The organism is Agromyces sp. Marseille-P2726 (genome assembly GCF_902809835.1).
Classification (GTDB): Bacteria; Actinomycetota; Actinomycetes; order Actinomycetales; family Microbacteriaceae; genus Agromyces.
Window position 1 is genome coordinate 83,399 of sequence record NZ_CADDWM010000014.1, and the last position, 20,436, is coordinate 103,834.

General features: G+C 71.1%; 19 protein-coding genes. 5 read left to right on the forward strand and 14 right to left on the reverse strand.

Translation table 11 applies throughout. The annotated features are described in order from the left end of the window. Positions 1-11: 11 nt before the first annotated feature. From HUS56_RS09865 to HUS56_RS09885, 5 genes are all read right to left on the reverse strand, one after another. On the reverse strand, positions 12-695 hold the full coding sequence (locus HUS56_RS09865; RefSeq protein ID WP_254431390.1) for an alpha/beta family hydrolase: 684 nt from the start codon (positions 693-695) through the stop codon (positions 12-14). Further along, positions 692-1,765: a DUF2207 domain-containing protein gene (locus HUS56_RS09870; protein ID WP_173923249.1), complete on the reverse strand. Its 1,074-nt coding sequence runs from the start codon at positions 1,763-1,765 to the stop codon at positions 692-694. The genes HUS56_RS09865 and HUS56_RS09870 overlap by 4 nt, the downstream gene beginning before the upstream one ends. A gap of 96 nt (positions 1,766-1,861) precedes the next feature. Continuing rightward, a complete protein-coding gene (locus HUS56_RS09875; RefSeq protein ID WP_173923250.1) occupies positions 1,862-5,284 on the reverse strand; it encodes an aminotransferase class III-fold pyridoxal phosphate-dependent enzyme in 3,423 nt (1,140 codons plus the stop codon). 51 nt (positions 5,285-5,335) lie between these two features. Continuing rightward, positions 5,336-6,364 (reverse strand): aromatic acid exporter family protein, encoded by a 1,029-nt coding sequence (locus tag HUS56_RS09880; protein WP_173923251.1) that lies wholly within the window; start codon positions 6,362-6,364, stop codon positions 5,336-5,338. A 91-nt stretch (positions 6,365-6,455) separates the two neighbouring features. Beyond that, entirely contained in the window at positions 6,456-7,106 is a 651-nt protein-coding gene (locus tag HUS56_RS09885; protein WP_173923252.1) for an NAD(P)H-binding protein, read from the reverse strand. Positions 7,107-7,270: 164 nt separating this feature from the next. Here HUS56_RS09885 and HUS56_RS09890 point away from each other — a divergent pair, with 164 nt between their 5' ends. The 3 genes from HUS56_RS09890 to HUS56_RS09900 all read left to right on the forward strand — a co-directional run bounded on the left by HUS56_RS09890 (position 7,271) and on the right by HUS56_RS09900 (position 9,649). Further along, entirely contained in the window at positions 7,271-7,714 is a 444-nt protein-coding gene (locus HUS56_RS09890) for an Hsp20/alpha crystallin family protein (protein WP_173923253.1), read from the forward strand. A gap of 249 nt (positions 7,715-7,963) precedes the next feature. Further along, positions 7,964-8,662, forward strand: coding sequence for a hypothetical protein (locus HUS56_RS09895; RefSeq protein ID WP_173923254.1), 699 nt, complete (start codon positions 7,964-7,966; stop codon positions 8,660-8,662). A gap of 45 nt (positions 8,663-8,707) precedes the next feature. After that, a complete protein-coding gene (locus HUS56_RS09900) occupies positions 8,708-9,649 on the forward strand; it encodes a DUF885 family protein (RefSeq protein WP_173923255.1) in 942 nt (313 codons plus the stop codon). Positions 9,650-9,688: 39 nt separating this feature from the next. On the opposite strand, the gene HUS56_RS09905 is transcribed toward HUS56_RS09900, so the two are convergent. The 3 genes from HUS56_RS09905 to HUS56_RS09915 all read right to left on the reverse strand — a co-directional run bounded on the left by HUS56_RS09905 (position 9,689) and on the right by HUS56_RS09915 (position 12,043). Further along, complete coding sequence (locus HUS56_RS09905; protein ID WP_217423988.1) at positions 9,689-10,333, reverse strand: flavin reductase family protein; 645 nt, start codon at positions 10,331-10,333, stop codon at positions 9,689-9,691. Next, positions 10,330-11,436, reverse strand: a complete 1,107-nt coding sequence (locus HUS56_RS09910; RefSeq protein ID WP_254431391.1) for a nitronate monooxygenase family protein — start codon at positions 11,434-11,436, stop codon at positions 10,330-10,332. Before HUS56_RS09910 ends, HUS56_RS09905 begins: the two co-directional genes overlap by 4 nt. Before the next feature lie 184 nt (positions 11,437-11,620). Beyond that, complete coding sequence (locus HUS56_RS09915; RefSeq protein ID WP_173923256.1) at positions 11,621-12,043, reverse strand: nuclear transport factor 2 family protein; 423 nt, start codon at positions 12,041-12,043, stop codon at positions 11,621-11,623. 257 nt (positions 12,044-12,300) lie between these two features. On the opposite strand from HUS56_RS09915, the gene HUS56_RS09920 reads away from it, so the two are divergent. Continuing rightward, positions 12,301-12,789, forward strand: coding sequence for a nucleoside deaminase (locus HUS56_RS09920; protein ID WP_173923257.1), 489 nt, complete (start codon positions 12,301-12,303; stop codon positions 12,787-12,789). 70 nt (positions 12,790-12,859) lie between these two features. Here the strand turns inward: HUS56_RS09920 and HUS56_RS09925 are convergent, their stop codons facing one another. The 5 genes from HUS56_RS09925 to HUS56_RS09945 form a co-directional block, all read right to left on the reverse strand. Then, positions 12,860-13,264, reverse strand: coding sequence for a hypothetical protein (locus HUS56_RS09925; RefSeq protein WP_173923258.1), 405 nt, complete (start codon positions 13,262-13,264; stop codon positions 12,860-12,862). Positions 13,265-13,312: 48 nt separating this feature from the next. Further along, entirely contained in the window at positions 13,313-13,570 is a 258-nt protein-coding gene (locus HUS56_RS09930) for a hypothetical protein (protein WP_173923259.1), read from the reverse strand. Between the two features lie 94 nt (positions 13,571-13,664). After that, on the reverse strand, positions 13,665-14,708 hold the full coding sequence (locus HUS56_RS09935; protein ID WP_173923260.1) for an aldehyde reductase: 1,044 nt from the start codon (positions 14,706-14,708) through the stop codon (positions 13,665-13,667). A gap of 48 nt (positions 14,709-14,756) precedes the next feature. Beyond that, entirely contained in the window at positions 14,757-15,866 is a 1,110-nt protein-coding gene (locus tag HUS56_RS09940) for an NAD(P)/FAD-dependent oxidoreductase (protein ID WP_173923262.1), read from the reverse strand. 222 nt (positions 15,867-16,088) lie between these two features. Further along, a complete protein-coding gene (locus HUS56_RS09945) occupies positions 16,089-17,711 on the reverse strand; it encodes a LuxR C-terminal-related transcriptional regulator (protein WP_173923263.1) in 1,623 nt (540 codons plus the stop codon). Positions 17,712-17,876: 165 nt separating this feature from the next. Here HUS56_RS09945 and HUS56_RS09950 point away from each other — a divergent pair, with 165 nt between their 5' ends. Then, positions 17,877-18,431, forward strand: a complete 555-nt coding sequence (locus tag HUS56_RS09950) for a dihydrofolate reductase family protein (protein WP_173923264.1) — start codon at positions 17,877-17,879, stop codon at positions 18,429-18,431. Between the two features lie 86 nt (positions 18,432-18,517). Here the strand turns inward: HUS56_RS09950 and HUS56_RS09955 are convergent, their stop codons facing one another. After that, positions 18,518-20,314, reverse strand: a complete 1,797-nt coding sequence (locus tag HUS56_RS09955) for an acyl-CoA dehydrogenase (RefSeq protein ID WP_173923265.1) — start codon at positions 20,312-20,314, stop codon at positions 18,518-18,520. Positions 20,315-20,436 lie beyond the last annotated feature (122 nt).

Below are 20,436 nucleotides of genomic sequence, written 5' to 3' on the forward strand. Positions count from 1 at the left end.
GTGCTCGGGATTCAGTCCGTGTTCGACGCGGGCGAGCCGATGAATGCCGCCACACGGGGCGCGAGCCCCGCGCCGACCTCGGAAGCCGACCGCTTCACGCCCTTCACCTCGAACGAGTGGTTGGCGTTCTCGATCCACTCGATCGTCGCGTTCGATCCGATCCGGCGCACGACCTCATCGAGCTGCTCGTTGGGGATCGCGAACGGGTCGTTGCGTCCCTGCAGGAACAGCATCGGCACCGTGATGCCGGGCAGGTGCTCGTCGCGTGACTTGTCGGGCCGACCAGGCGGGTGCAACGGGTAGCCGAGGAACACCAGTCCGGCGGCGGGCATGCCCTCGGCGACGGCCATCGACGCCATGCGCCCGCCGAACGACTTGCCCCCGGCCCAGAGCGGCTCGGTGCGACTGCCGGCCCGTTCGGCGGCGGCGGCCAGCGCCGCACGCCACGTCGCGATCGCGACGGGCGGACGGGCGGGAAAGCGCCGCCGTGCCTCGCGGTACGGGAAGTTGAAGCGCAGCGTGGCGTACCCGAGGCGGTGCATCGCCCTGGTGAATCCCGACATGAACGGATGCTCCATGCCCGCGCCGGCGCCATGCGCCACAATGACCGTGCCCGCGGCATCCGCCGGCCGGCCGTAGACGCCCGACACCGGTGTGCCGTCAGCGTCGATCGTGATCTGCTGCTCGTCGGTCACGAACTGAACACTTCGAAGGAACCGTCCACGCCGTCGAGCACGTCGCCGTCGGCGTCGACCAGGTCGCCGACGGCGGCGGGAAGCTCGCGCGCGGCTCCGGCCGATTCGAGGGCCCGCGCGACGGTCGCCGTGACGTGGCCGTCGTCGCCCGCCACGTCGAATCCGCGCGCTCGAAGCGTCGCCCGCTCGCGCTGGAGTTGGACCAGCCACTCCCGCTCCAGCCCGAAGAGCACGGCGTACGGCAGGAGCCGCTCATGCAGGTGGAAGCGGGCGACGAGGGCGGATGCCTCGGTGTGCACATCCAGATCCACCGCCGCATCCACTGACGTGGGCCCCGTGTCGGACGCCGACTCGAGCACGTGCAGCCGGTCGCCCGCGGCGAGTGACAGGTACTGGCGCAAGCCCTCGAGGTGCTCGCGCCTCGGGCGCGCGGGCGGGAGGAAGCGACGCCACGACGAGGGGGTCACGAGGATCGCCGCGACGGTCGCGGCCAGCGCGAGCAGCGTGGCGATGAGGGCGGGCCAGTCCGCGGCGAACAGCGTGAAGACGATCAGCAACGCCTCGACGAACATTCCGAGGTACGCGAGCACCATGAGCGTGACGCTCGGCCAGGTGACGCGACGCTCGTCGACGAGTCCCTCGCGCGCGAGCGCATCCTCGGTGTGCTGGACGAGCGTGCGCAGCCGCCCGGTGAGGGCACGACCGTCGACGCTGAACCGCCGCGCCCGGCCGGGTGCGCGCTCGGGCGAGAACAGCGCTTCGAGAAGGGCGAGCTCATCGGTGGTCAGCACGGCGCCCGGCACCAGCTCGACCCGGATCGGATCGCGCCTCGAGCCGTCGCTGCTCAGGCGTACCTTGCGCTTCACCGCGAGGTCGATGAGGGCCGCGGATGCCGCCCGCCGGTCGGCATCGACGAGCACCGCGTCACGCAGGATCGTCGACCCCTTCTCGGGTGCGTCGTGCACGACGGACGGGATCACCCGACGGGCCGCGAACCCCCGGGCGGTGATCCCGAGCCCGAGGATGATGAACGCAGGCACGACGGCGAGCACGATGGCGGCGGTGAGCACGGCCCTCAGTCTAGGGAGGTCGGAACTGCCCGTGTCAGGCTGTTGACAACGGGCCTCGAGAGGGGGAACAGTCGCCGCGGCATCCGTTCCGCGCCTTCACCACCCCTCGGTGAGCACCCGATCGAGCGTGTCGACGAAGAAGTCCGCCGAGGCGCGGTCGATGCACAGCGGCGGTTTCACCTTGAGCACGTTCCGGTGGTCGCCGGGGGGGTGCATGACGACGCCGAGCTCGAGCAGGCGGGCGCAGATGGCGCCGGGCTCCTCGGGGGCGGGCTCGAGCGTCTCGCGGTCGCGCACGAACTCGACGCCGAGGTAGAGGCCGAGCCCGTGCACGGCTCCGATGAGCGGATGCCGCGGGGCGAGCCGAGCGAGCCGGCCCTTCAGGTGCGCACCGCCCTCGGCGGCGCTCTGCTGCAGCCGCTCCTCGCGGAACGCATCGAGCACTGCGAGGCCCGCCGCACTCGACGCCGGGCTCCCGCCCGTGGACGAGAAGAAGGAGCCCTGCGTGCGGAAGCGCGCCGCGATCTCGCGCGTCGTGACGACGGCACCGAGGGGATACCCGTTGCCGGCGGCCTTCGCCACGGCGACGATGTCGGGCACGACGCCCTGCTGCTCGAAGCCCCAGAACCACTCGCCGAGGCGCCCGTATCCCGCCTGCACCTCGTCGGCGATCGCGAGCCCGCCCGCCTCGCGCACGGCCGCGTACACCTCGGCCAGGTATCCGTCGGGCAGCGGGATGCCGCCGGCGTTGCCGAAGAACGTCTCGGCGATGAAGGCCGCGGGCGGCGTGCCGGATGCCGCGAGCTCACGGATGCGATCGGCAGCCTCGGGCGCGTAGCGCGCGGCATCCGTGCCCCGATGCCGCCCGCGGAACGGGTTCGGCGGGTCGACGACATGCACCCACTCGGGGCGGGACGTGAGGGCGTTCGGGTTGTCGGCGATCGACGTCGACACGGCGTCGGAGGCGGAGGTCCACCCGTGGTATGCCTCGAGGATCGACACGACGTCGCGGCGCCGGGTCGCGGCGAGCGCGATGCGGATGGCGAGATCCGTCGCCTCGGAGCCCGAGTTGACGAGGAAGACGGTGCCGAGCGGGTCGGGGAGCAGTGCGGCGAGTCGCTCCGAGAACTCGACGACGGCGCCGTAGTTGAAGCGGGAGTTGGTGTTGAGGGCGCGCAGCTGCTTCGCGACGGCCGCGGCGAGCCGCGGATGCCCGTGACCGAGCGGCGTCACGTTGTTCACCATGTCGAGGTACGTGCGCCCGTCGGTGTCCACGAGGTGCTCGCGCCAGCCCCGCTCGATGCGCGGCGGTGCCTCGTAGTAGTGCTCCTGAACCTCGGCGAAGGCGCGCCCGCGCCGGTCGATGAGCGCCGCAGCATCCGCCCGCGGCGGTCGAGTAGCGCCCGGCGAAGCCGCCCCCGGTGGTCGAGTAGTGACCGGCGTAGCCGCCCCCGGTGGTCGAGTAGCGCCCGGCGTAGCCGCCCCCGGTGGTCGAGTAGCGCCCGGCGAAGCCGCCTCCGGTGGTCGAGTAGCGCCCGGCGAAGCCGGACGCGTATCGAGACCCAAGAGCCCCGCAGGATTCATCGAGACCCCGAGCCACCCCGCCGCGTACTCGGGACGCACGAGGTGCGGCACCCTCAGCCCTCGGGTCACCTCGATGCGGATCCGGTGACGGGTGCGCGCGAGCATGTGCCCGTCGATGATCGTGGCACCGTCGGCGGCCTCGATCACGAGCCCCACGCCGTCGGGTGCGGCGAGGTGCTGCGGCTCCGCGAACCAGACGTCGACACCCGTCGGGACGGTCGCGGGCGACTCCGTTGCGAGGGTGCGGCTCGCCGAGAGGCGCGGCGTGCCTCGATCGAGCCAGGCGACGGATGCCCCGGCGTCGAGTGCTGCGAGCGCGAGCCGCTCCTCGAGGCCCGGGTCGAGCCAGGCGCCGGCGTCGACGTCGTCGGACGTGATGGAGACGTCGAGTCGCACCGCGCGGGCGGTGACCCGTTCGTCGAGTAGCGACGCCGGAGGCGACGTGTATCGAGACGCTTCTGCGTCGGGTCTCGATACGGGTCCAACGGTGACCCGCTCGTCGAGTAGCGCCGCCGGAGGCGACGCGTATCGAGACGCTTGTGCGTCGGGTCTCGATTCGGGTTCGGCGGTGACCCGTTCGTCGAGTAGCGACGCCGGAGGCGACGCGTATCGAGACGCTTGTGCGTCGGGTCTCGATACGGGTCCGGCGGTGACCCGTTCGTCGAGTAGCGACGCCGGAGGCGACGCGTATCGAGACGCTTGTGCGTCGGGTCTCGATTCGGGTCCGGCTTCGCCGGGCCCTACTCGACCACCGGTGGGGGCTTCGCCGGGCCCTACTCGACCACCGGTGGCGGCTTCGCCGGGCCCTACTCGACCACCGGTGGCGGCTTCGCCGGGCCCTACTCGACCAGCGGGGGCGATGCCGAGGGCGTCGGCGATCACGCCCGTCATCACCTCGGTGGGCACCGACACGGCCTGCTCGAAGATGCGCCACTCGCGTTCGATGCCCCTCGCGGCGTACGCGTTCTCGCCGCCGTCGACCCGCAGCTGGTGCTCGCCGCTCACGACGAGCACCGCCGCCCGCAGCACGACGATCGGCCAGATCGCGACGACCTCCTCAGCCGACAGCGGTCGAAGCGCGTGGAACGCCCTGATCGCAGGGATGACCGACACGGGTTCGGCTCCGGCGTGGTGGAGCACCGACGAGACCGTGATGGTGAGCTCGCCCACGGCCCAGCTGCGGGTCACGTCGCCGAAGTCGATGATCCCGTCGGGGATCCGGATGCCGCGGGCGGTGGTGCACACGACGTTGTCGTCGGTCAGGTCGAGGTGCACGGCCTGCAGCGGCAGGGCGGATGCCACGGTGGCGAGTCGGGCCCAGACGGCGGTCGCGGCATCCTCGACCTGCTTGCGCCTGACGGGGTCGGGATGCTGCGGGGCGAGGAGCTCCACGACACGGTCCGCGTGGCGCGGATCCCACTGCAGCACTCGGTCGAGTCCCTCATGGTCGAAGTCCGCGAGGGCGAGGCTCGTGCGCGCGGCGAGCTCACCCATCCGCGCGACCGTCGCGGGAGAGAGGTACGCACCGCCCGTGAGCGTGCCGCCGTCGAGGTGCTCGATCATGCGGATGCGGAGCGAGCCAACGCTGGTGGCGGCGACGATCGACCGGGGAAGTCCCGCGGCATCCGTCGTCGTGGTCGCGACTCGCAGTGCGGGCGCGCTTTCGGCGACGCGGGCGGCGGCCTCCTCCTGTGCGGCGAGTTCCGCGGCCGTGAATGCGGGGTTCGTGATCTTGACCACGCCGGCGACGGAGCCGTCGACCATCGCCAGGAAGTTCTGGTCCTGCTGGCTGCCGAGGGGCGAGAGTTCGGCGTCGACCCCCCAGTGCTCGCGCATGATCGACGCGACCTCGTCGTCGGGCAGGTTCGGCGCCGGCAGCTCTCCGGCTCCGAAGAAGTCGAACCCCCGAACGCCCGCTTCGTGCTGTTGCGACATCCGCGCCCCTCTCCTTGTCGACCCTAGCCAGCGCTGCGGCCGATGCGCCGATCAGCCGGCGCCGAGCTCCTCGCGGATTCGGCGCAGGTCCTCCATGAGCGACCCCACGAGGATCCAGTGGCCCGACGCGGGCGGCTTCACGACGAGGGCCGAGGTGAGGGCCGGCGTCTCCGAGGTCAACGGCTCGGGTTCGGGGTCGGCGACCCGAACGGCGAGTCGCACGTCGTGGGCGGCGCGTCGCAACTGCTCGGCGATCGCGCGCACCGTCGGCTCGGCCGCGAGGGTGTCGTCGTAGTGATCGGCGAACGCCCTCGTCATGCCGATCACCTGCGTCACGATCGGGCTCAGCTGCCCGAGCAGGTCGCGCAGTGCCGCGAGCTCATCGCGATGCGCCGATCTCCTCGGGTTCAGGGTGAGGGACTCCTCGCCTTCCGCGATCGCGCTGTCGGCGGCATCCCGCATCGGCCGCAACAGCCGGACCTCGATGAGCAGGCTCTCGATGTCCGCTGGGCGCTGCTTCCGCTCGAGCGCGTCGGCGAGGCGATCGAGGGATGCCGCGAGCTCTCCGCCGAGCAGGGCGAGCTTGTCGCGAGCCGGCGCGACCGCCACCGGGGGCACGATGAGGGCGTTCACGATGATGCCGATCGCAGCGCCGATGAGCGTCTCGACCACGCGGGAGAGTGCGTACTCGGGGGAGGAGGCGCCGAGGGCGAGCACCAGCATCGCGCTGATGGCGACCTGGTTCGCCGTGCCCGCGGTCATCTTCAGCGCCCATGCGACGAGCATGGCGACGAGGATCGCGAGGAGGATGACCCACGTGCTCTGGCCGAGCGGCAGCGAGATCGCCGTGGCGATCAGCACCCCGAGGATCACGCCGATCGATCGCTCGATCGCCTTGGCGAGCGACTGGTTGACGCTCGGCTGCACCACGAGCAGCGCCGCGATGGCCGCGAACACCGGGGGTTGGCCCTGGGCGACGAGGCTCGCCACGAGCCAGGCGGCCGCGGTTGCCACGGCGGACTTCAGCACCTGGAGGATCGGCGCTCGCTTCGCGGCGCGGAACGTCGAGGTGATCCTCATGCGCCAAGGCTAATCGCGGACCCGTGGTGGAGGAGCGACGGCTGCGGGGCCCAGGAGCGCGCCCGGCTCGGGCGGCCACGGGCCGAGACCCTCAGCCGAGACTCGTGAGTGCCTCCTCGATCGTGTCATCACCCGACACGAGATCGAACTGCACCCGGCTCGCAGCGCCCGTCTCGAGCAGGGCCGCGATCGTGGCCGCGACGTCCGCTCGGGGAATGCGCCCATACGGCACGGATTCGGCCGCCCGGATGCGTCGGGTGCCCTCGTCGTTCGTCAGCGACCCGGGCCGCACGATCGTCCAGTCGAGGTCGCGGCCGCGCACCGAGGCATCCGCTTCGCTCTTGGCCCGCAGGTACTGCTGGAAGACGTCGTCGGATGCCGGGTCGAACCGGTCGGCATTCATCGCGGAGATGACGACCAGGCGCGGCGCCCCCGCCGCCTCCGCCGCGTCCGCGAGCAGGATCGCGGCGTCGCGATCGACGGTGAACTTGCGAGCCGCACCGCTGCCCGGTCCGGCCCCGGCCGCGAAGACCGCGGCATCCGCGTTCTTCAGCACCTGGCCGACCTCGTCGACGGATGCCTCCTCGAGATCGAGGACGACGGCGACCGCGCCCGTTGCGTCGACGTCGCTGCGGTGGTCGGGATTGCGGATGATGGCGACCGGCTCGTGGCCGGCCTCGGCGAGCATCCGTTCGAGGATGAGGGCGATCTTGCCGTGGCCTCCGGCGATGACGATACGCATCGATCCAGTCAACGCGGCCGTTCCGGAAGGCGCAAGGGCCGGAGAAATGGGACAGATCACACTTGGCACTCTCCCCTTGAGAGTGCTAATCTGGGGGTAGTTGAGTCAGACAGACTCAACTCTCAGAGCGAAAGGCCGAAGACGGCCAAGAGGAAGGAGAAGCCATGGCCATGTACTGGGATCCGTTCCGTGAGCTCGACCGCCTCGCTGCGGGCATGCTCGACTCGAGGCAGGGGCCTCGGGTGATGCCGATCGACCTGCACCGAGACGGTGACCACTACGTGCTCTCGGCTGACCTGCCGGGCGTCGACCCGGGCTCGGTCGACGTCGATGTCGACGGGCAGCTGCTCACCATCCGCGCCGAGCGCACGCTGCGCTCGAATGAGGATGTGCAGTGGCTGGCACACGAGCGGCCGAGCGGTTCGTTCCTTCGCCAGCTCACCCTCGGCGAGGGTCTCGACACGGCGGCCATCAGCGCGCACTACGAGAACGGCGTGCTGAGCGTGGTCATCCCCGTGAGCGAGAAGGCGAAGCCCCGCAAGGTCGAGGTGCAGACCGTCGCGGCCAAGTCCGAGAACCCTCAGGTCACCAGCGGCGCGTCGAGCTGACGCCCTTCCGATCCGAGCCCGCACCGCCACTCGGCGGGGCGGGCTCCGTCGCGTTGTCGAGATGCGGATCTCGAGTCGCATCCGCCTCCGGCGGGCGCTCCTCGATCAGCAGGGATGCGGATCTCGAGACGCGTCCGCCTCCGGCGGGCGCTCCTCGATCAGCAGGGATGCGGATCTCGAGACGCGTCCGCCAACGGTATCGAACGGCCCGTGCCGACGGCGTCGGAGGCCGGCGCTACCGTGGTGCGCATGACGTCGCTCTCGAACGATCTCGACCGACTCGGCACGGTGTTCTGGGAGTGGCGCGATGCCACCTCGTTCCGCACGTCCGACGACATCCCGCGCGTCGAGCGTCCGGCGGGTTGGCTGCCTCGCTTCGATCGCACGTCGGTCGAGCAGTTCCGCGTGGCGCTCGGTGAGTTCGCCGCGCGCTGGCGCGCGATCGGCGGCGCGAGCGGCCTCTCCGCCCTGCCCATCGAGGCGCAGGTCGACCACCGGCTGCTCGGTGCAGCGATGGCGCGCGTGCACTGGGAGCTCGACGTGCTTCGCAACCACGAGCGCGACGCCGTCTTCCTCACCTCGCAGGTCATCGGTCCGTGGTACGATCTGCTGCTGCCGCCGCCCCCGTTCGACGCGCGGCGCCAGGCCGAGCTCGTCCGCGTGCTCGAGGCCGTGCCCGCGGCGGTCGATCAGGCGGTCGCCAATCTCGAGCACGGGGGCGTCGCGACGCTCGCCCGGGTGGCCGCGGCCGATCTCGACGGCATCTCGGGGCGGCTCGTGCGCTCGGTCGCGCAGGTCGCCCCGCTGACGGATGCCGCGACCGCCGCCGCACTCGCCGCGGCGCAGCCCGACGCGAGCGACGCGCTCGAGCGGTTCCGGGGGTGGCTCGCGGCATCCGCCGACCGCCTCGGTCCCGACGTCGTCGTCGGACGCGACGCTTTCGTCTGATACCTCCGCCATGTCGCGCTCGTCACCGCCGAGCCCGAGGAGCTCGTGCGCGCCGCCCTCCAAGACCACCACCGTGCCGTCGTCGGCGAGGCGGTGACCCGCGCGACCGCCCGTGCCCACGGCGTGCCCGACCTGCCGCGCGCCGTCGACGCCGTCGCACAGATCGGCGTGGAGTTCGTTCGCGAGGCCGAGGTGCGCGAGTTCTTCGAGGCATCCGACCTGCTCAGCCAGCCCGAATCGCTGCGCCACTACCGGTTCGCACCGACGCCCGCCTACCTCGAGCCGCTCGCGTTCCTCGGCGTGAACGACGACCTCACGAGCATCCGCCGACGCGACGAGGACTCGACGCACTACGTGCCGGTGCCGGGCCCCGACCTGCCGTACTTCGACGCGGCGAACGCCCGCGACCCGCGGCTCGGCATCATCCACGAGGGCGTGCACAGCCAGCAGCTCGCCCTGTCGTGGGCGCATCCGAACCCGATGCGGCGTCACTTCATCGACTCGGTCGCGAACGAGGGCATCGCGCACTACAACGAAGAGCTCGCACTCACGGCCGGGCTCTTCGCCGACGCGCCGCACTCCCGGGCGATCGTGCACAACTTCATGCGGCTGCGCGCCCTGCGCGTGATCGTCGACGTGAACCTCGCGACCGGCGTCTTCAGTCGTTCCCAAGCGGTCGACTTCTTCGTCGAGTCCGTGCCCATGGATGCCGAGACCGCGTCGGAGGAGACGTCGTACTACGTGGCGACGCCGGGCCTCGCGATGTCGTACCACGTCGGCAAGCAGGAGGTGCAGCGATTGTTCTCGGATGCCGCGACCGCGGCCGCGACATCCGGTGCCCCGTTCTCGGTCCGCGACTTCCACGATCACGTGTGGCGCAACGGGAATGTGCCGATGTCGCTGCAACGGTGGGAGCTGCTGGGCGACCGCTCAGACGTGGACGCGCTCGACGCGGCCGGCCCGTGGTGGCAGGCGGTGCTCGCCTGAGGCCTCGGAGTCCTCCCGCGGCCGGCGGCTGCCGGCGAGTCAGGCCGTGTCGCTCGTGCTGCGCCAGCCGACCTCGGCGCCGATGCCGAAGTAGTGCCGGAAGCTGTAGATCGTCGGATGCCACGACCGCGGGTCCACGTGGTCGGTGCCGGGCACCACGATCGCGGGGTCGGCGTGCACGCGCACGACCTCGGCCTCGACCATGAGGTACTCCCCGAGGCCCCGGGTCGCACGCCGCACCTCGGCCTCGAACTGGAGCCGGCACTCTCGCACTCGCGGTGGCGCGACGAGGTCGGACGCCTGGAAGCTGAGGCCCGAGACCTCGAGCTTGTCGGAGGCGTGCCGGTACGCTCGCGCCTTGGCGGGAGGCACGGGGTGGCGACCCGTGACCTCGGCGAGTCGCTCCACGGCCGGCCACAGCTCGGGATGCGGAAAGCTCACCGTGAGTTCGGGACGCTCGAGCACGTTCTGCGAACTCAGGCCGTCGGTTTCGAGGCCGAGCACGAGCATCTGCCCGAGCGCCCAGTACGACGACGCGGGTGCCAGGTTGAACGTGCCGTCGGCGTTCACCGTCGTCACGAGGAAGACGGGCGTGCCCACGTAGAGCACCTTCGGCCGGATCACGACGTGGGTCGGATCGGCGTCGCGCACGCGGTCGGCGTCGCGGTCTGCGCCGGGGCTCACGCGGGCACTCCGGCGACGAGCTCGGCGAAGACGTCGGATGCCTCGTCGTGCACGGCGAGGGGAGCCGACTGCCCGAGCCAGAGCGACTGGAGCTCGCCGAGGTTGCGGCGACCGGCTTCGATACGGAATCGCCCCGTCAGCCAGTTCTGCACCGGGAACGGCGCAATGGCGCCGCCCTGCTCGATCGACCGCACCGCACGGTTCGCCGCGCCTCTCGACAGGCGTCCGCTCATCGCGCGGGTGAGCACGGTGTCGTGTGCGGGCGTCGAGGCGATGGCGTTGCGGTGGGCGTCGTTCGCAGCGGACTGCCGGGTGCGCAGGAATGCCGTGCCCACTTGCACCGCGCTCGCACCGAGCGCGAAGGCGGCGGCGACGCCACGACGGTCGGCGATGCCGCCACCGGCGATCACGGGAACGTCGACCGCGTCGACGACCTGTGGAATGAGCGAGATGGAGCCGACGAGCGCGGACTCGGCCGGCCGCAGGAACGACACCCGGTGACCGGCCGCCTCGAGCCCGGTGGCGACGATCGCGTCGACGCCGCCCGCCTGCAGGGCGATGGCCTCGTCGACCGACGTGGCGGTTCCGACGAGCAGGATGCCGCGTTCACGAGCGCTCGCCACGACCTCGGCGGGCGGCACCCCGAAGACGAAGCTCGCCACGGCGGGTTGCGCCTGGAGCACGGCCGACCACTGCTCGTCGAACGAGGGCAGGTAGCGTTCCGGCGGCGTGGGCACCGGCAGGTCGAGCTCCTCGAAGAACCCCCGCAGTGCCGAGACGGCATCGTCGAAGCTGGCCGGCTTGGCCGGTGGTCGAGTGGCGCCGCCCGTGGGGCGACGCGTATCGAAACCCTCGCCGTCCATCTCCAGCGGCAGCCAGAGATTGAGCGCGAACGGTCGGCGGGTTGCGGCGCGCAACTCCGTGGCGGTCTCGGCGATCCGGGCGGCGTCGTAACCGTACAGCCCGTAGGAGCCGAGTCCGCCGAGCTCGCTGACGGCCGCCGTCAGCTCGACCGACGAGAGACCGCCGAACGGGCCGAGCACGATCGGATGTCGGATGCCGAGCGCCGTCGTCAATCGTTCCGCCACGTCATGCTCCGACACGTCTTACTCCCTGTTCCGCGGGGTTCCGCACCTCCAGCACGGTCCCTCGCCCTCGATCAGCGCGCCGCATTCGTCGCAGACGCTGGCGATCCAGCAGACGGCGTCGCCTGGCAGTTCATCCTCGTCCCATTCGGGGGTCGATGCGGTCACTGTGACGCACCGACCCCTGCTTGCGGCATCCGCCTCATCGCTCGAGGATCACCTCGTTCGAATCGTCGATCGGCGCCGACGTGTGCTCGTGCACGATCCGCCAGTCGTGCCCGTGCCGGATGAGCACCCAGGTGAGGCGGTTCGTCATCGCCCGCTGGGGCACGCCGTCGGCCGTCGCTGCGTACCCGATGAATCCATGCGCGACGATGACGTCGCCCGATCCGACCGCGCGCACGTCATCGAAGGTGACCACGACCTGTTCTGGGCCCACCGACTCGAACCACGCCTCGACGGCGCGGCGCCACTCGGTGCTGCCGTCGTACGACCAGGTGGTCCACAGGTCGAAGACCCTCGCGCCGGGATCGTAGAGCGACATGAACCCGTCGAGGTCGAGGGCGGCTGCCGACGCCATGTAGGCGTCGGCGACGTGCTTCGCGATGCGCGTCGGGTCATCCATCTCGGTGTCCTCTCGAGGTAGGGGGGTGGACTCCGTCGCGAGCGACGCTACCGCCGACGACGTGCGAAATCGAGGGGCACGCCCGCGCTCCACCGCGGTTGCAGCCCCGCGCGCAGGACTCCGTGCGCGTCGGCCTCGAGTGACGTTCCGCTTCTCGATCGCCCGGCACTTCGGCACCCCTTTCGCGAACGAGAAGGTGCTTCCGGGTGCGCGACGGCGCAACGGCGACGAGAATCGAGACGACGGACGGGGGTGTCGTGGACGACGAGACCGAAGTGACGAGTGCCGACCTCGAGTGGCTGGCGCACTGCATCCTTCTGGCGGGCAGCGCTCGTGACCGCGGGGACCATCCCTTCGGCTCGCTCGTCGTGACCACCGCCGGCCGTACGGTCGAGGGGCTGAACTCGGTCGTGACCGGGCGCGATCCGACCGGCCACGCCGAGACGAATGTCGTTCGTCTGGCGGCGCTGCAACTCAGCCCCGAGGAGCTCGCGACGAGCACCCTCTACACGAGCACGGAGCCGTGCGCCATGTGCGCGGGCGCCATCTACTGGAGCGGGATCGGCCGCGTCGTCTTCGCCCTCTCGGAGCAGGGGCTCGCGGCGATCGTCGCCGAACAGGAGGGTGTGCCCACGATGCGACTCCCGTGTCGCGAGGTGTTCGCGCGCGGGGGCCGTCGGGTGGTCGTCGCCGGCCCCGTCGAGTTGCCCGAGGCGGTCGACGTGCACGACGGATTCTGGATCTGAGCCTGCCGCCGAGGACGAGCCGCGCGCGCACACGGCGCACGGCGCCGGCATCGGCGCACCGGACGCGGGGTCAGGTCGTGACGCCGTCGGGAGCCGGGCTTCGATCGACTTCGCCGGTCCAGTAGTCGGGCGCGGGGAGGTCGATGCCGCCCGAGGCGGCCACGATCACGATGAATGCGTAGATCATGATCGCGATGGTGAGCCCTCCCACGACCATCGCGGCGGTGACCACGGGTGATCGTCGTACGCCCTCGGCACGATACCGGGGCATCGCAAGGAAGGCGACCCACATGCCGGCGGCCGCGAATCCGGTGATCCACACCGTGCGCAGGGCATTCCCCGCGATCGGCGCGACCAGCGCGAAGACGAGCGCGCCCACGGCGATGACGAGCCCCGCCCAGGCGAAGAACCGGGCGAACCCGATGCCGCCGATCCCCTCGTCTCCCCGCCACCACGGATTCGTCGGCTCGCTCATGCTCCGATGGTAGGGCCCGGCCGTGCGGGCGGATGCCGCGAGCCGTGCTCAGCTCGACGCGTCGGCGTCGTTCGTGCTCGTGCCGTCACCCTGGCCGAAGTCCGACAACGTCGGGCCGCCTGCCGCCTCGGGGTCGCGCCGTGCAGCCGCGTCGGGGTCCTCCTCGGGCTCGAACGTCGTCGCCTCGCCGGCCCCCACGCCGACGCTGCCCGGTTCGTTCGGGATCGTGCCCTCGGATCCCAGGCCGCCCGACTTCTTCGTGCCGTCGTCGGGGCCGTTCGAGGTGGTGTTCGAGGTGTCGCTCATCGCCGCTCCTCTCGTCGTGGCATCCGTTGGCAGACCCGCCCTTCTCACGATCACACGAACGGCCGCGGCAGGCGCGGGGTTGACAGCGCCGAGCTCAGCGCCGGACGAGGCCCAGCTCGATGAGGCTCCGCCCCGATGCGACGATCGCATCCTCGGTCGAACGTGGATTCCACCCGAGCATCCGGGTGGCCTTCTCGTGCGACGCGCCCTGCCGGCGGTCGAGCTGCGGTGCGACGGCGCGGAGCTCGGTGCTGAACCGGGCGCCGACCCGCACGAGCCAGTCGGGCAGCACTCGGGTGGTCACGCGGCGGGCGTCATGGCCGAGCCGGTCGCGCAGCAGCCGCGCGAGGTCGGGGAAGGTGATCGGGTCGCCGGCAATCGTGAGGAAGCGCTCGCCCGCGGCATCCGGATGCCGCATCGCGAGCACGTGCAGGTCGGCGACGTCGCGCACGTCGACGCCCGTCGTCGTGCCGTTGGGGACCGCCGGCACGCGGCCGTCGAGCAGCCGGCGCAGCAGCTCGACCGACGTGGAGACCTCGGGGCCGAGCGCGGGACCGAAGACCGGCACGGGGTTGACCGTCGCGAGTTCGAGCGGCGCTCCGTCGCGTTCGGCGCCCTCGCGTGCAACGAACGCCCACGCGTCGCGTTCAGCGATCGTCTTCGACTTCACGTACGCGGTGAGGTCGGGCTTCGAGAGGTCGGTCCAGTCCGCTTCGGTGAACGGCCGGCCGGCATCGTCGCGGTAGCCGATCGCGGCGAACGACGAGGTGAGCACGACGCGCTCGACGCCCGCATCGCGTGACGCCCGCAGCACCCGCAGGGCGCCCTCGCGGGCCGGCGCGATGAGCTCGTCCTCGTCCTTCGGTTGGCGCACCGGAAATGGGGATGCCACGTGCAGCACGAACCTCGCACCGTCGGCGGCCTCGCGCCATCCCCCGTCGCGCATCAGGTCGGCCGTCGCGAACTCGACACCCGCGGGGTCTGCGCCGCCGACCCGCACCATCGCCCGAACGGCGTCGGCGCGAGTCGGCGAGCGGACGGTGGTGCGCACCCGGTACCCCTCGCGCAGCAGCGCGACGATGCAGTGCGCCCCGATGAATCCGGAGCCGCCGGTCACGAGCACGAGTTCCCCGCTCACATGGCCTCCCGTGCGGGATGCTACTCCGCAGCAGTCACCGAGGGTGGACTACACGGCGACCTCCCGGGCGGTGACGGATGCCGCGGCCAGCGTGTCGACCACGTCGGCGGCGTCGTGAGCGATGCCCGTGAGTGCCACCGATACCGCCGAGTGCTGGAACGGCATGCCCACGAACGCGAGTCCGCGGCATCCGGTCGCGAGGCCCAGGTGCTCGATCGGGAAACCGTCGTCGTCGACGACGCCGTCGATGTCGATCCACGAGAGGTCGGGACGCGAGCCCGTGCACCAGACCACCGTGGCGGCGTCGATCGCGGTGCCGTCGTCGGTGACCGGACGCCCGGCTTCGACACGCTCGATGCGTGCGGCACGCGAGACCCCGGCGCGCTCGAGCACCGTTGGCCCGTTGCGGATGACCATGAGCCCGTGACCGCGACTCGCCTCGCGGGCCGCGCGGCCCTTCGGCGTGTCGACGGTGAGGCGCAAGCGGCGGCTGAGGATCACGCCGGCCATGAGGTTGCCCATCGGGCGGTCGATGTCGACCGGCACGTGGCCCGGGTGACGGCCGGCGAGGGTGACGGTGTGCCCCGCCCGCGCGGCGTCGAGTGCGACATCCGTGCCCGAGTTGGCAGCACCGACCACGAGCACCGGTCCGTCGGCGAACTGCTCGGGGCCGCGATAGTCGATCGAGTGCAATTGGCGGATGGCGGGGTCGAGCTGCGACGCGATCGCGGGCACGATCGGGACACGGTGTGCGCCGGTCGTCACGATGACGCGATCGGCGAACACGTCGTCGCCGTCAGAGAGCTCGAGCCGGAATCGCCCGTCGGATGCCGCGCCCGCCCGGCTGAGCCGCACGACGCGGGTCGACAGGCGGATCGGCAGTGCGGAGTGCCGTGCATAGCGCTCGAGGTAGTCGGCGAGTTCGGCGCCGGTCGGGTAGCCGAATCGGCCGATCTCGATCGGCAGGCCCGGCAGGCTGATGAACGGTCGGGGCGTGAACAGGCGCAGCGAACGGTAGCGCTCACGCCAGGAGTCGCCCACGCGCGCGTGGTCGTCGAACAGCTCGAAGCGGTCGCCCCGCTCGGCGAGGCGGTGTCCCGCCGCGAGTCCGGCGGCGCCGGCGCCGATGACGGCGGTGTCGAGAACGGTGGTGTGCATGATGGCCTCCGAAGGTCGGACTGCGAGTGATGATGCGCAGGACGCTACGGATGCCGCGGCGCGGCCGACTCGGCAGAAATGACCAATTGGTGGTCGAGTAGCGCCGCGCAGCGACTTCCTCGGTGGTCGAGTAGCGCCGCGCAGCGACGCGTATCGAGACCCCCCGCGCCCGATCTCCCCCCGCGCCCGGCTCCGCCGGACTCTACTCGATCACGAACGGCCTCAGCTCGTCGCGACGAGCCCGTGCTCGAACGCGAAGTTCGCCGCCGCGGTGCGGTTGGCGAGGCCGAGCTTGGTCAGGATGTTGCTCACGTGCCTCGCGACGGTGCGCTCGCTCAGGAACAGGTCACGTGCGATCTCGCGGTTCGACGAGCCGCGCGCGATGAGCTGCAGCACCTCGAGTTCCCGGCGACTCAGCCCGCCGTCGGATCGTGCTGGTTCGGGTCCGGCCGCGAGGCGTTCGAGGCGGGCGAGATCGGGAATCGCGCCGAGGTCGGTCAACACGGTGCGCGCCGCATCGAACTCGAGCTGTGCCGCGTCCTCGTCGCCGAGTGCTCGGGCGGCGCGACCCAGGTGCATGCGGGTGATCGCCGCCTCGTACGGCGCCTCGAGCCGGCGCCACGCGGCCCACGAAGCGCGCAGCAGGGGAAGCGCTTCGTCGGCGGCGTCCGTGGCGATGAGCACGAGTGCCGACGCGCGGTCCGCGAGGGCACGGAGGTACTCGGTGCCGATCTCGTCGGCGAGCGCTCGCAGTTCGGCGACCGCGTTCCGGGCCACGTCGACGTCGACCTCGATGTCGCCGCGTTCCGTCTCGAGGTCGACCCGTGCGGTCAGCAACTCGGCTCGCACGCCCGGCGACGGCGACGCCTCCAGGGCCCGGGCGATGCCGGCACGAGCGGCGCCGCGGCGCCCCGCATCGCGGCGCAGCAGGGCCAGCCCGGGCTGGACCTCGCGACCCAGTTCGGCGGCCCGGCGGTACGCGGACTCGGCCTCGGCCGCGTGCCCGGCGAGTCGGTGCAGGTCGCCGAGCGAATAGAACGCGTTCTCGAGGGCCTCGTGACGTCGCTCGTGATCGACCACCTCCACGAGGGTGGTGGTCGCCTCACCCCACTCGCCTCCGAGTCGCAGCACCCTGGCGCGGTTCACCGAGCACTCGCCGCGGAACGGGTCGAGCCCCCGCTGCGCATCGCACCAGTCGCTGAGATCTCGCGTCCACACTCGCGCGCGGTCGAGGTCCCATCGGTCGAGGCAGCTGGCAATGACGGCGCAGTACGCCGGGCCGGCGACGCGAGCGCTCACACCGCCCGAGGAGATGGCGAGCATGAGGCGGTCCATGCAGGCGAAGCCCTCGGCGAGGTGGCCCGTCATGAGCAGGGCACGTCCGAGTCCCATGGTCGCGAGCGCCTCGAGGTCGGTGTCGCCGAGGTCGCGGGCGAGCACGATGGCCTGCTCGTTGCGGTCGGCGGAGTCGCTGAGGCGGCCGGCGAGGTAGGCGGCGAACGACTCGCAGACGACCGCCAGCACCTGGCTGCGAGCGCTCGGGTGCACCTCGCACAGTTCGAACAGCCGCGACATCCACGCGGCCGCCTTCACCATCTGCCCGTGCTCGCCGAGCGAGAAGCCGAGCCAGAACACGCACTGGATCGCGGCATCCGAGTCCCCGAGATCGAGGTAGGCGCGATGCGCGTCGCTCCACGCCTGCTCGGAGTCGGATTCGCGCCCGATGAACCATGCGGCCAGCCCGAGCTCGTCGAGTTCGGCGGCCGAGAGCGCATCGCGGCGGGCGGCGAGGTCGTCGTATCGGGCCGTCCAGTCGGTCTGCGTCACGAGGCTCTGCGTGCGCATGCCGCCAGTATCCGCCCGTGCCGCACGGGTCACAAGGCGCGCGTCACGGCCCGACACGGACGCGCCCTGCCACGAATTCGTGCCCGATGTCGATCGCGCGGCATCCGGTTCGACGCCATTGTTGAAGGCGGACACTCGCACGAACCGAACAGACAGGAGCACCCCATGCGCACCCTCATCGTCACGGAGTTCATCACGCTCGACGGCATCGTCGACTCGCCAGGCGGCGGTGATCACCCGCGCGCCGGCTGGACCTTCAAGGAGGTGCCGTTCGTCGAGGAGGCGTACGAGATCAAGGGCCGCGAACAGGAGGAGGCGGGCGCGATGCTCCTCGGTCGCGTCAGCTACGACGAGTTCGCGCCGGTCTGGCCGAAGATGGACGAATTCGTCGAGTACAACGCGATGCCGAAGTACGTCGTGTCGTCGACCCTCACCGACCCCGAGTGGAGCAACACGACCGTGCTGCGCTCGCTCGACGAGGTCGCCGAGCTCAAGCAGGGCGACGGCGAGGGCACCATCCTCGTGCACGCCAGCCCGACGCTCGCGCAGGGCCTCGCCGAGGCCGGTCTCGTCGACCGCTACCACCTGCTCGTCTTCCCGGTCGCGCTCGGCGAGGGCAAGCGCCTGTTCAACGGCCGCGAGCAGGGAAAGCTGAAGCTCGTCGAGCATGAGGCGTACTCGAACGGCGTCGTGAAGAACGTCTTCGACGTCGAACGCTGAACGCACTGAACGGATGCCGCGGCTCGCGCTCGCGGCATCCGTTCAGTCGTTCGTCGGACTCAGCTCGATCGTGATTCGGCCCGTCGTCAGACTCGCGCCCGGCTCGGCGCGCGGTCTGCCAGCGCGTCGGCGTCGAGCGCGAAGAGGTCGCGGGATCCGGCCGTGGCGGCACTGACGAGACCCGCCGCCTGCGGCAGCAGCTGCTCGGCGTAGAACCTGGCGAGCGGCAGCTGGGCCTCGGCGACCCCGTCGGCCTCCTGCCCGCGGGCGGCCAGCGCCGACTTCGCCATGAGCCAGCCGCCGAGCACGAGGCCCCAGATGCGCAGGTACGGCACGGAGCCGCTGAGCGCCGAGTTCGGGTCGGTCGCGCTGGTGCGGAGCATCCACATGGTGGTCTGCTCCAGCGTGTCGAGCTGCGCGTTGAGCTGCGCGCGGATCGAGGCGAACTCATCGCCCGCGGCGGCCAGTTCGACGTCGAGCTCGCGCATCGAGGCGATGAACTCGAGGAAGGAGGCGCCGTCGCGGACGGGCAGCTTGCGGCCGATGAGGTCGGCGGCCTGGATGCCGTTCGTGCCCTCGTAGATCGCGGCGATGCGCACGTCGCGGTAATGCTGGGCGACGCCGGTCTCTTCGATGTACCCCATGCCGCCGTGGATCTGCAGGGCCAGCGACGTGAGCTCGTTGCCGAGGTCGGTGCCGAACGCCTTGCAGATGGGGGTGAGCAGCCCCGCGATCTCGTCGGCGCGCGTGCGGGTGGCCGCGTCGGGGTGGTGGGTCGAGATGTCGACGTTCACGGCGTTCAGCAGCATCAGGCGACGCATGGCCGCGATGTACGCCTTCTGCGTCATGAGCATGCGGCGCACGTCGGGGAAGTCGATGATCGGCGAGGTCTCGGTTGCACCGATCGCACGGCCCTGGAGGCGCTCCTTCGCGTAGTCGAGCGACTGCTGGTAGGCGCGCTCGGCGACGGCGAGACCCTGCGTGCCCACCGACAGGCGGGCGCTGTTCATCATGACGAACATGATGCGCATGCCCAGGTTCTCCTCGCCGACGAGGTACCCCGTGGCATCCTCGTACGACAGCACGCAGGTGGGCGATCCGTGGATGCCCATCTTGTGCTCGACGCCCACCGTGTGCACGCCGTTGCGCTCGCCGAGCGAGCCGTCGTCGTTCACGAGGAACTTCGGCACGATGAAGATCGAGATCCCCTTGGTGCCGGCGGGCGCGTCGGGGGTGCGGGCGAGCACCAGGTGCACGATCTGCTCGCTGAGGTCGTGGTCGCCGAACGTGATGAAGATCTTCTGCCCGGTGATGCCGTACGTTCCGTCGGGGCGCTTGACGGCCTTCGTGGTGAGCGCGCCGACATCGGAGCCGGCCTGCGGCTCGGTGAGGTTCATCGTGCCCGCCCACTCGCCGCTGACCATCTTCGGCAGCCACTGCTGCTTCTGCTCGTCGGAGCCGTAGTTGAGGAGCGCCTCGATCGCGCCCTGGGTGAGGAGCGGCGCGAGCGAGAAGGCCATGTTGGCCTCCATCATGAGCTCCTGCAGTGCGAGGCCGATGGTGCGCGGGAAACTGCCGCCTCCGTACTCCTCGGGAAGCGGGACCGAGCCCCAGCCGGCCTCGACATAGGCGGCGTACGCCTCGGCGAAGCCCGTGGGGGTCGTCACGGTGCCATCTGCGTTCAGCTTGGCGCCCTCGAGATCGCCGGCGCGGTTGGTGGGGGCGACGACCTCGGCCATGAAGTCGCCGGCCTCGGACAGGATCTCGGTGACCGTGTCGATGTCGGCATGTTCGAAGCCCGGAAGGTCTGCCACCTGGTCGTAGCCCACGACGTGTTCGAGGGCGAAGGTGAGGTCTGCGACGGGCGGACGGAATTCGCTCATTCGTGCAGCCTAACCCGGGAAATCTTGCGTCAGCAGCGTTCTTGCGGGTTCTACGAAGGCGTCCCGGGCTCGGGCCGCGCGCGTTTGTGCCATCCCACAATTCGAGGGTTCCGGATGCCGCG

Bases quoted from the DNA above. Each gene is read 5' to 3' on its own strand.
- HUS56_RS09880 (WP_173923251.1), bottom strand. From the start codon at position 6,364: ATGAGGATCACCTCGACGTTCCGCGCCGCGAAGCGAGCGCCGATCCTC.
- HUS56_RS09945 (WP_173923263.1), bottom strand. From the start codon at position 17,711: ATGCGCACGCAGAGCCTCGTGACGCAGACCGACTGGACGGCCCGATAC.
- HUS56_RS09925 (WP_173923258.1), bottom strand. From the start codon at position 13,264: ATGAGCGAGCCGACGAATCCGTGGTGGCGGGGAGACGAGGGGATCGGC.
- HUS56_RS09940 (WP_173923262.1), bottom strand. From the start codon at position 15,866: ATGCACACCACCGTTCTCGACACCGCCGTCATCGGCGCCGGCGCCGCC.
- HUS56_RS09890 (WP_173923253.1), top strand. From the start codon at position 7,271: ATGGCCATGTACTGGGATCCGTTCCGTGAGCTCGACCGCCTCGCTGCG.
- HUS56_RS09950 (WP_173923264.1), top strand. From the start codon at position 17,877: ATGCGCACCCTCATCGTCACGGAGTTCATCACGCTCGACGGCATCGTC.
- HUS56_RS09895 (WP_173923254.1), top strand. From the start codon at position 7,964: ATGACGTCGCTCTCGAACGATCTCGACCGACTCGGCACGGTGTTCTGG.
- HUS56_RS09875 (WP_173923250.1), bottom strand. From the start codon at position 5,284: ATGTCGCAACAGCACGAAGCGGGCGTTCGGGGGTTCGACTTCTTCGGA.
- HUS56_RS09955 (WP_173923265.1), bottom strand. From the start codon at position 20,314: ATGAGCGAATTCCGTCCGCCCGTCGCAGACCTCACCTTCGCCCTCGAA.
- HUS56_RS09930 (WP_173923259.1), bottom strand. From the start codon at position 13,570: ATGAGCGACACCTCGAACACCACCTCGAACGGCCCCGACGACGGCACG.
- HUS56_RS09885 (WP_173923252.1), bottom strand. From the start codon at position 7,106: ATGCGTATCGTCATCGCCGGAGGCCACGGCAAGATCGCCCTCATCCTC.
- HUS56_RS09915 (WP_173923256.1), bottom strand. From the start codon at position 12,043: ATGGATGACCCGACGCGCATCGCGAAGCACGTCGCCGACGCCTACATG.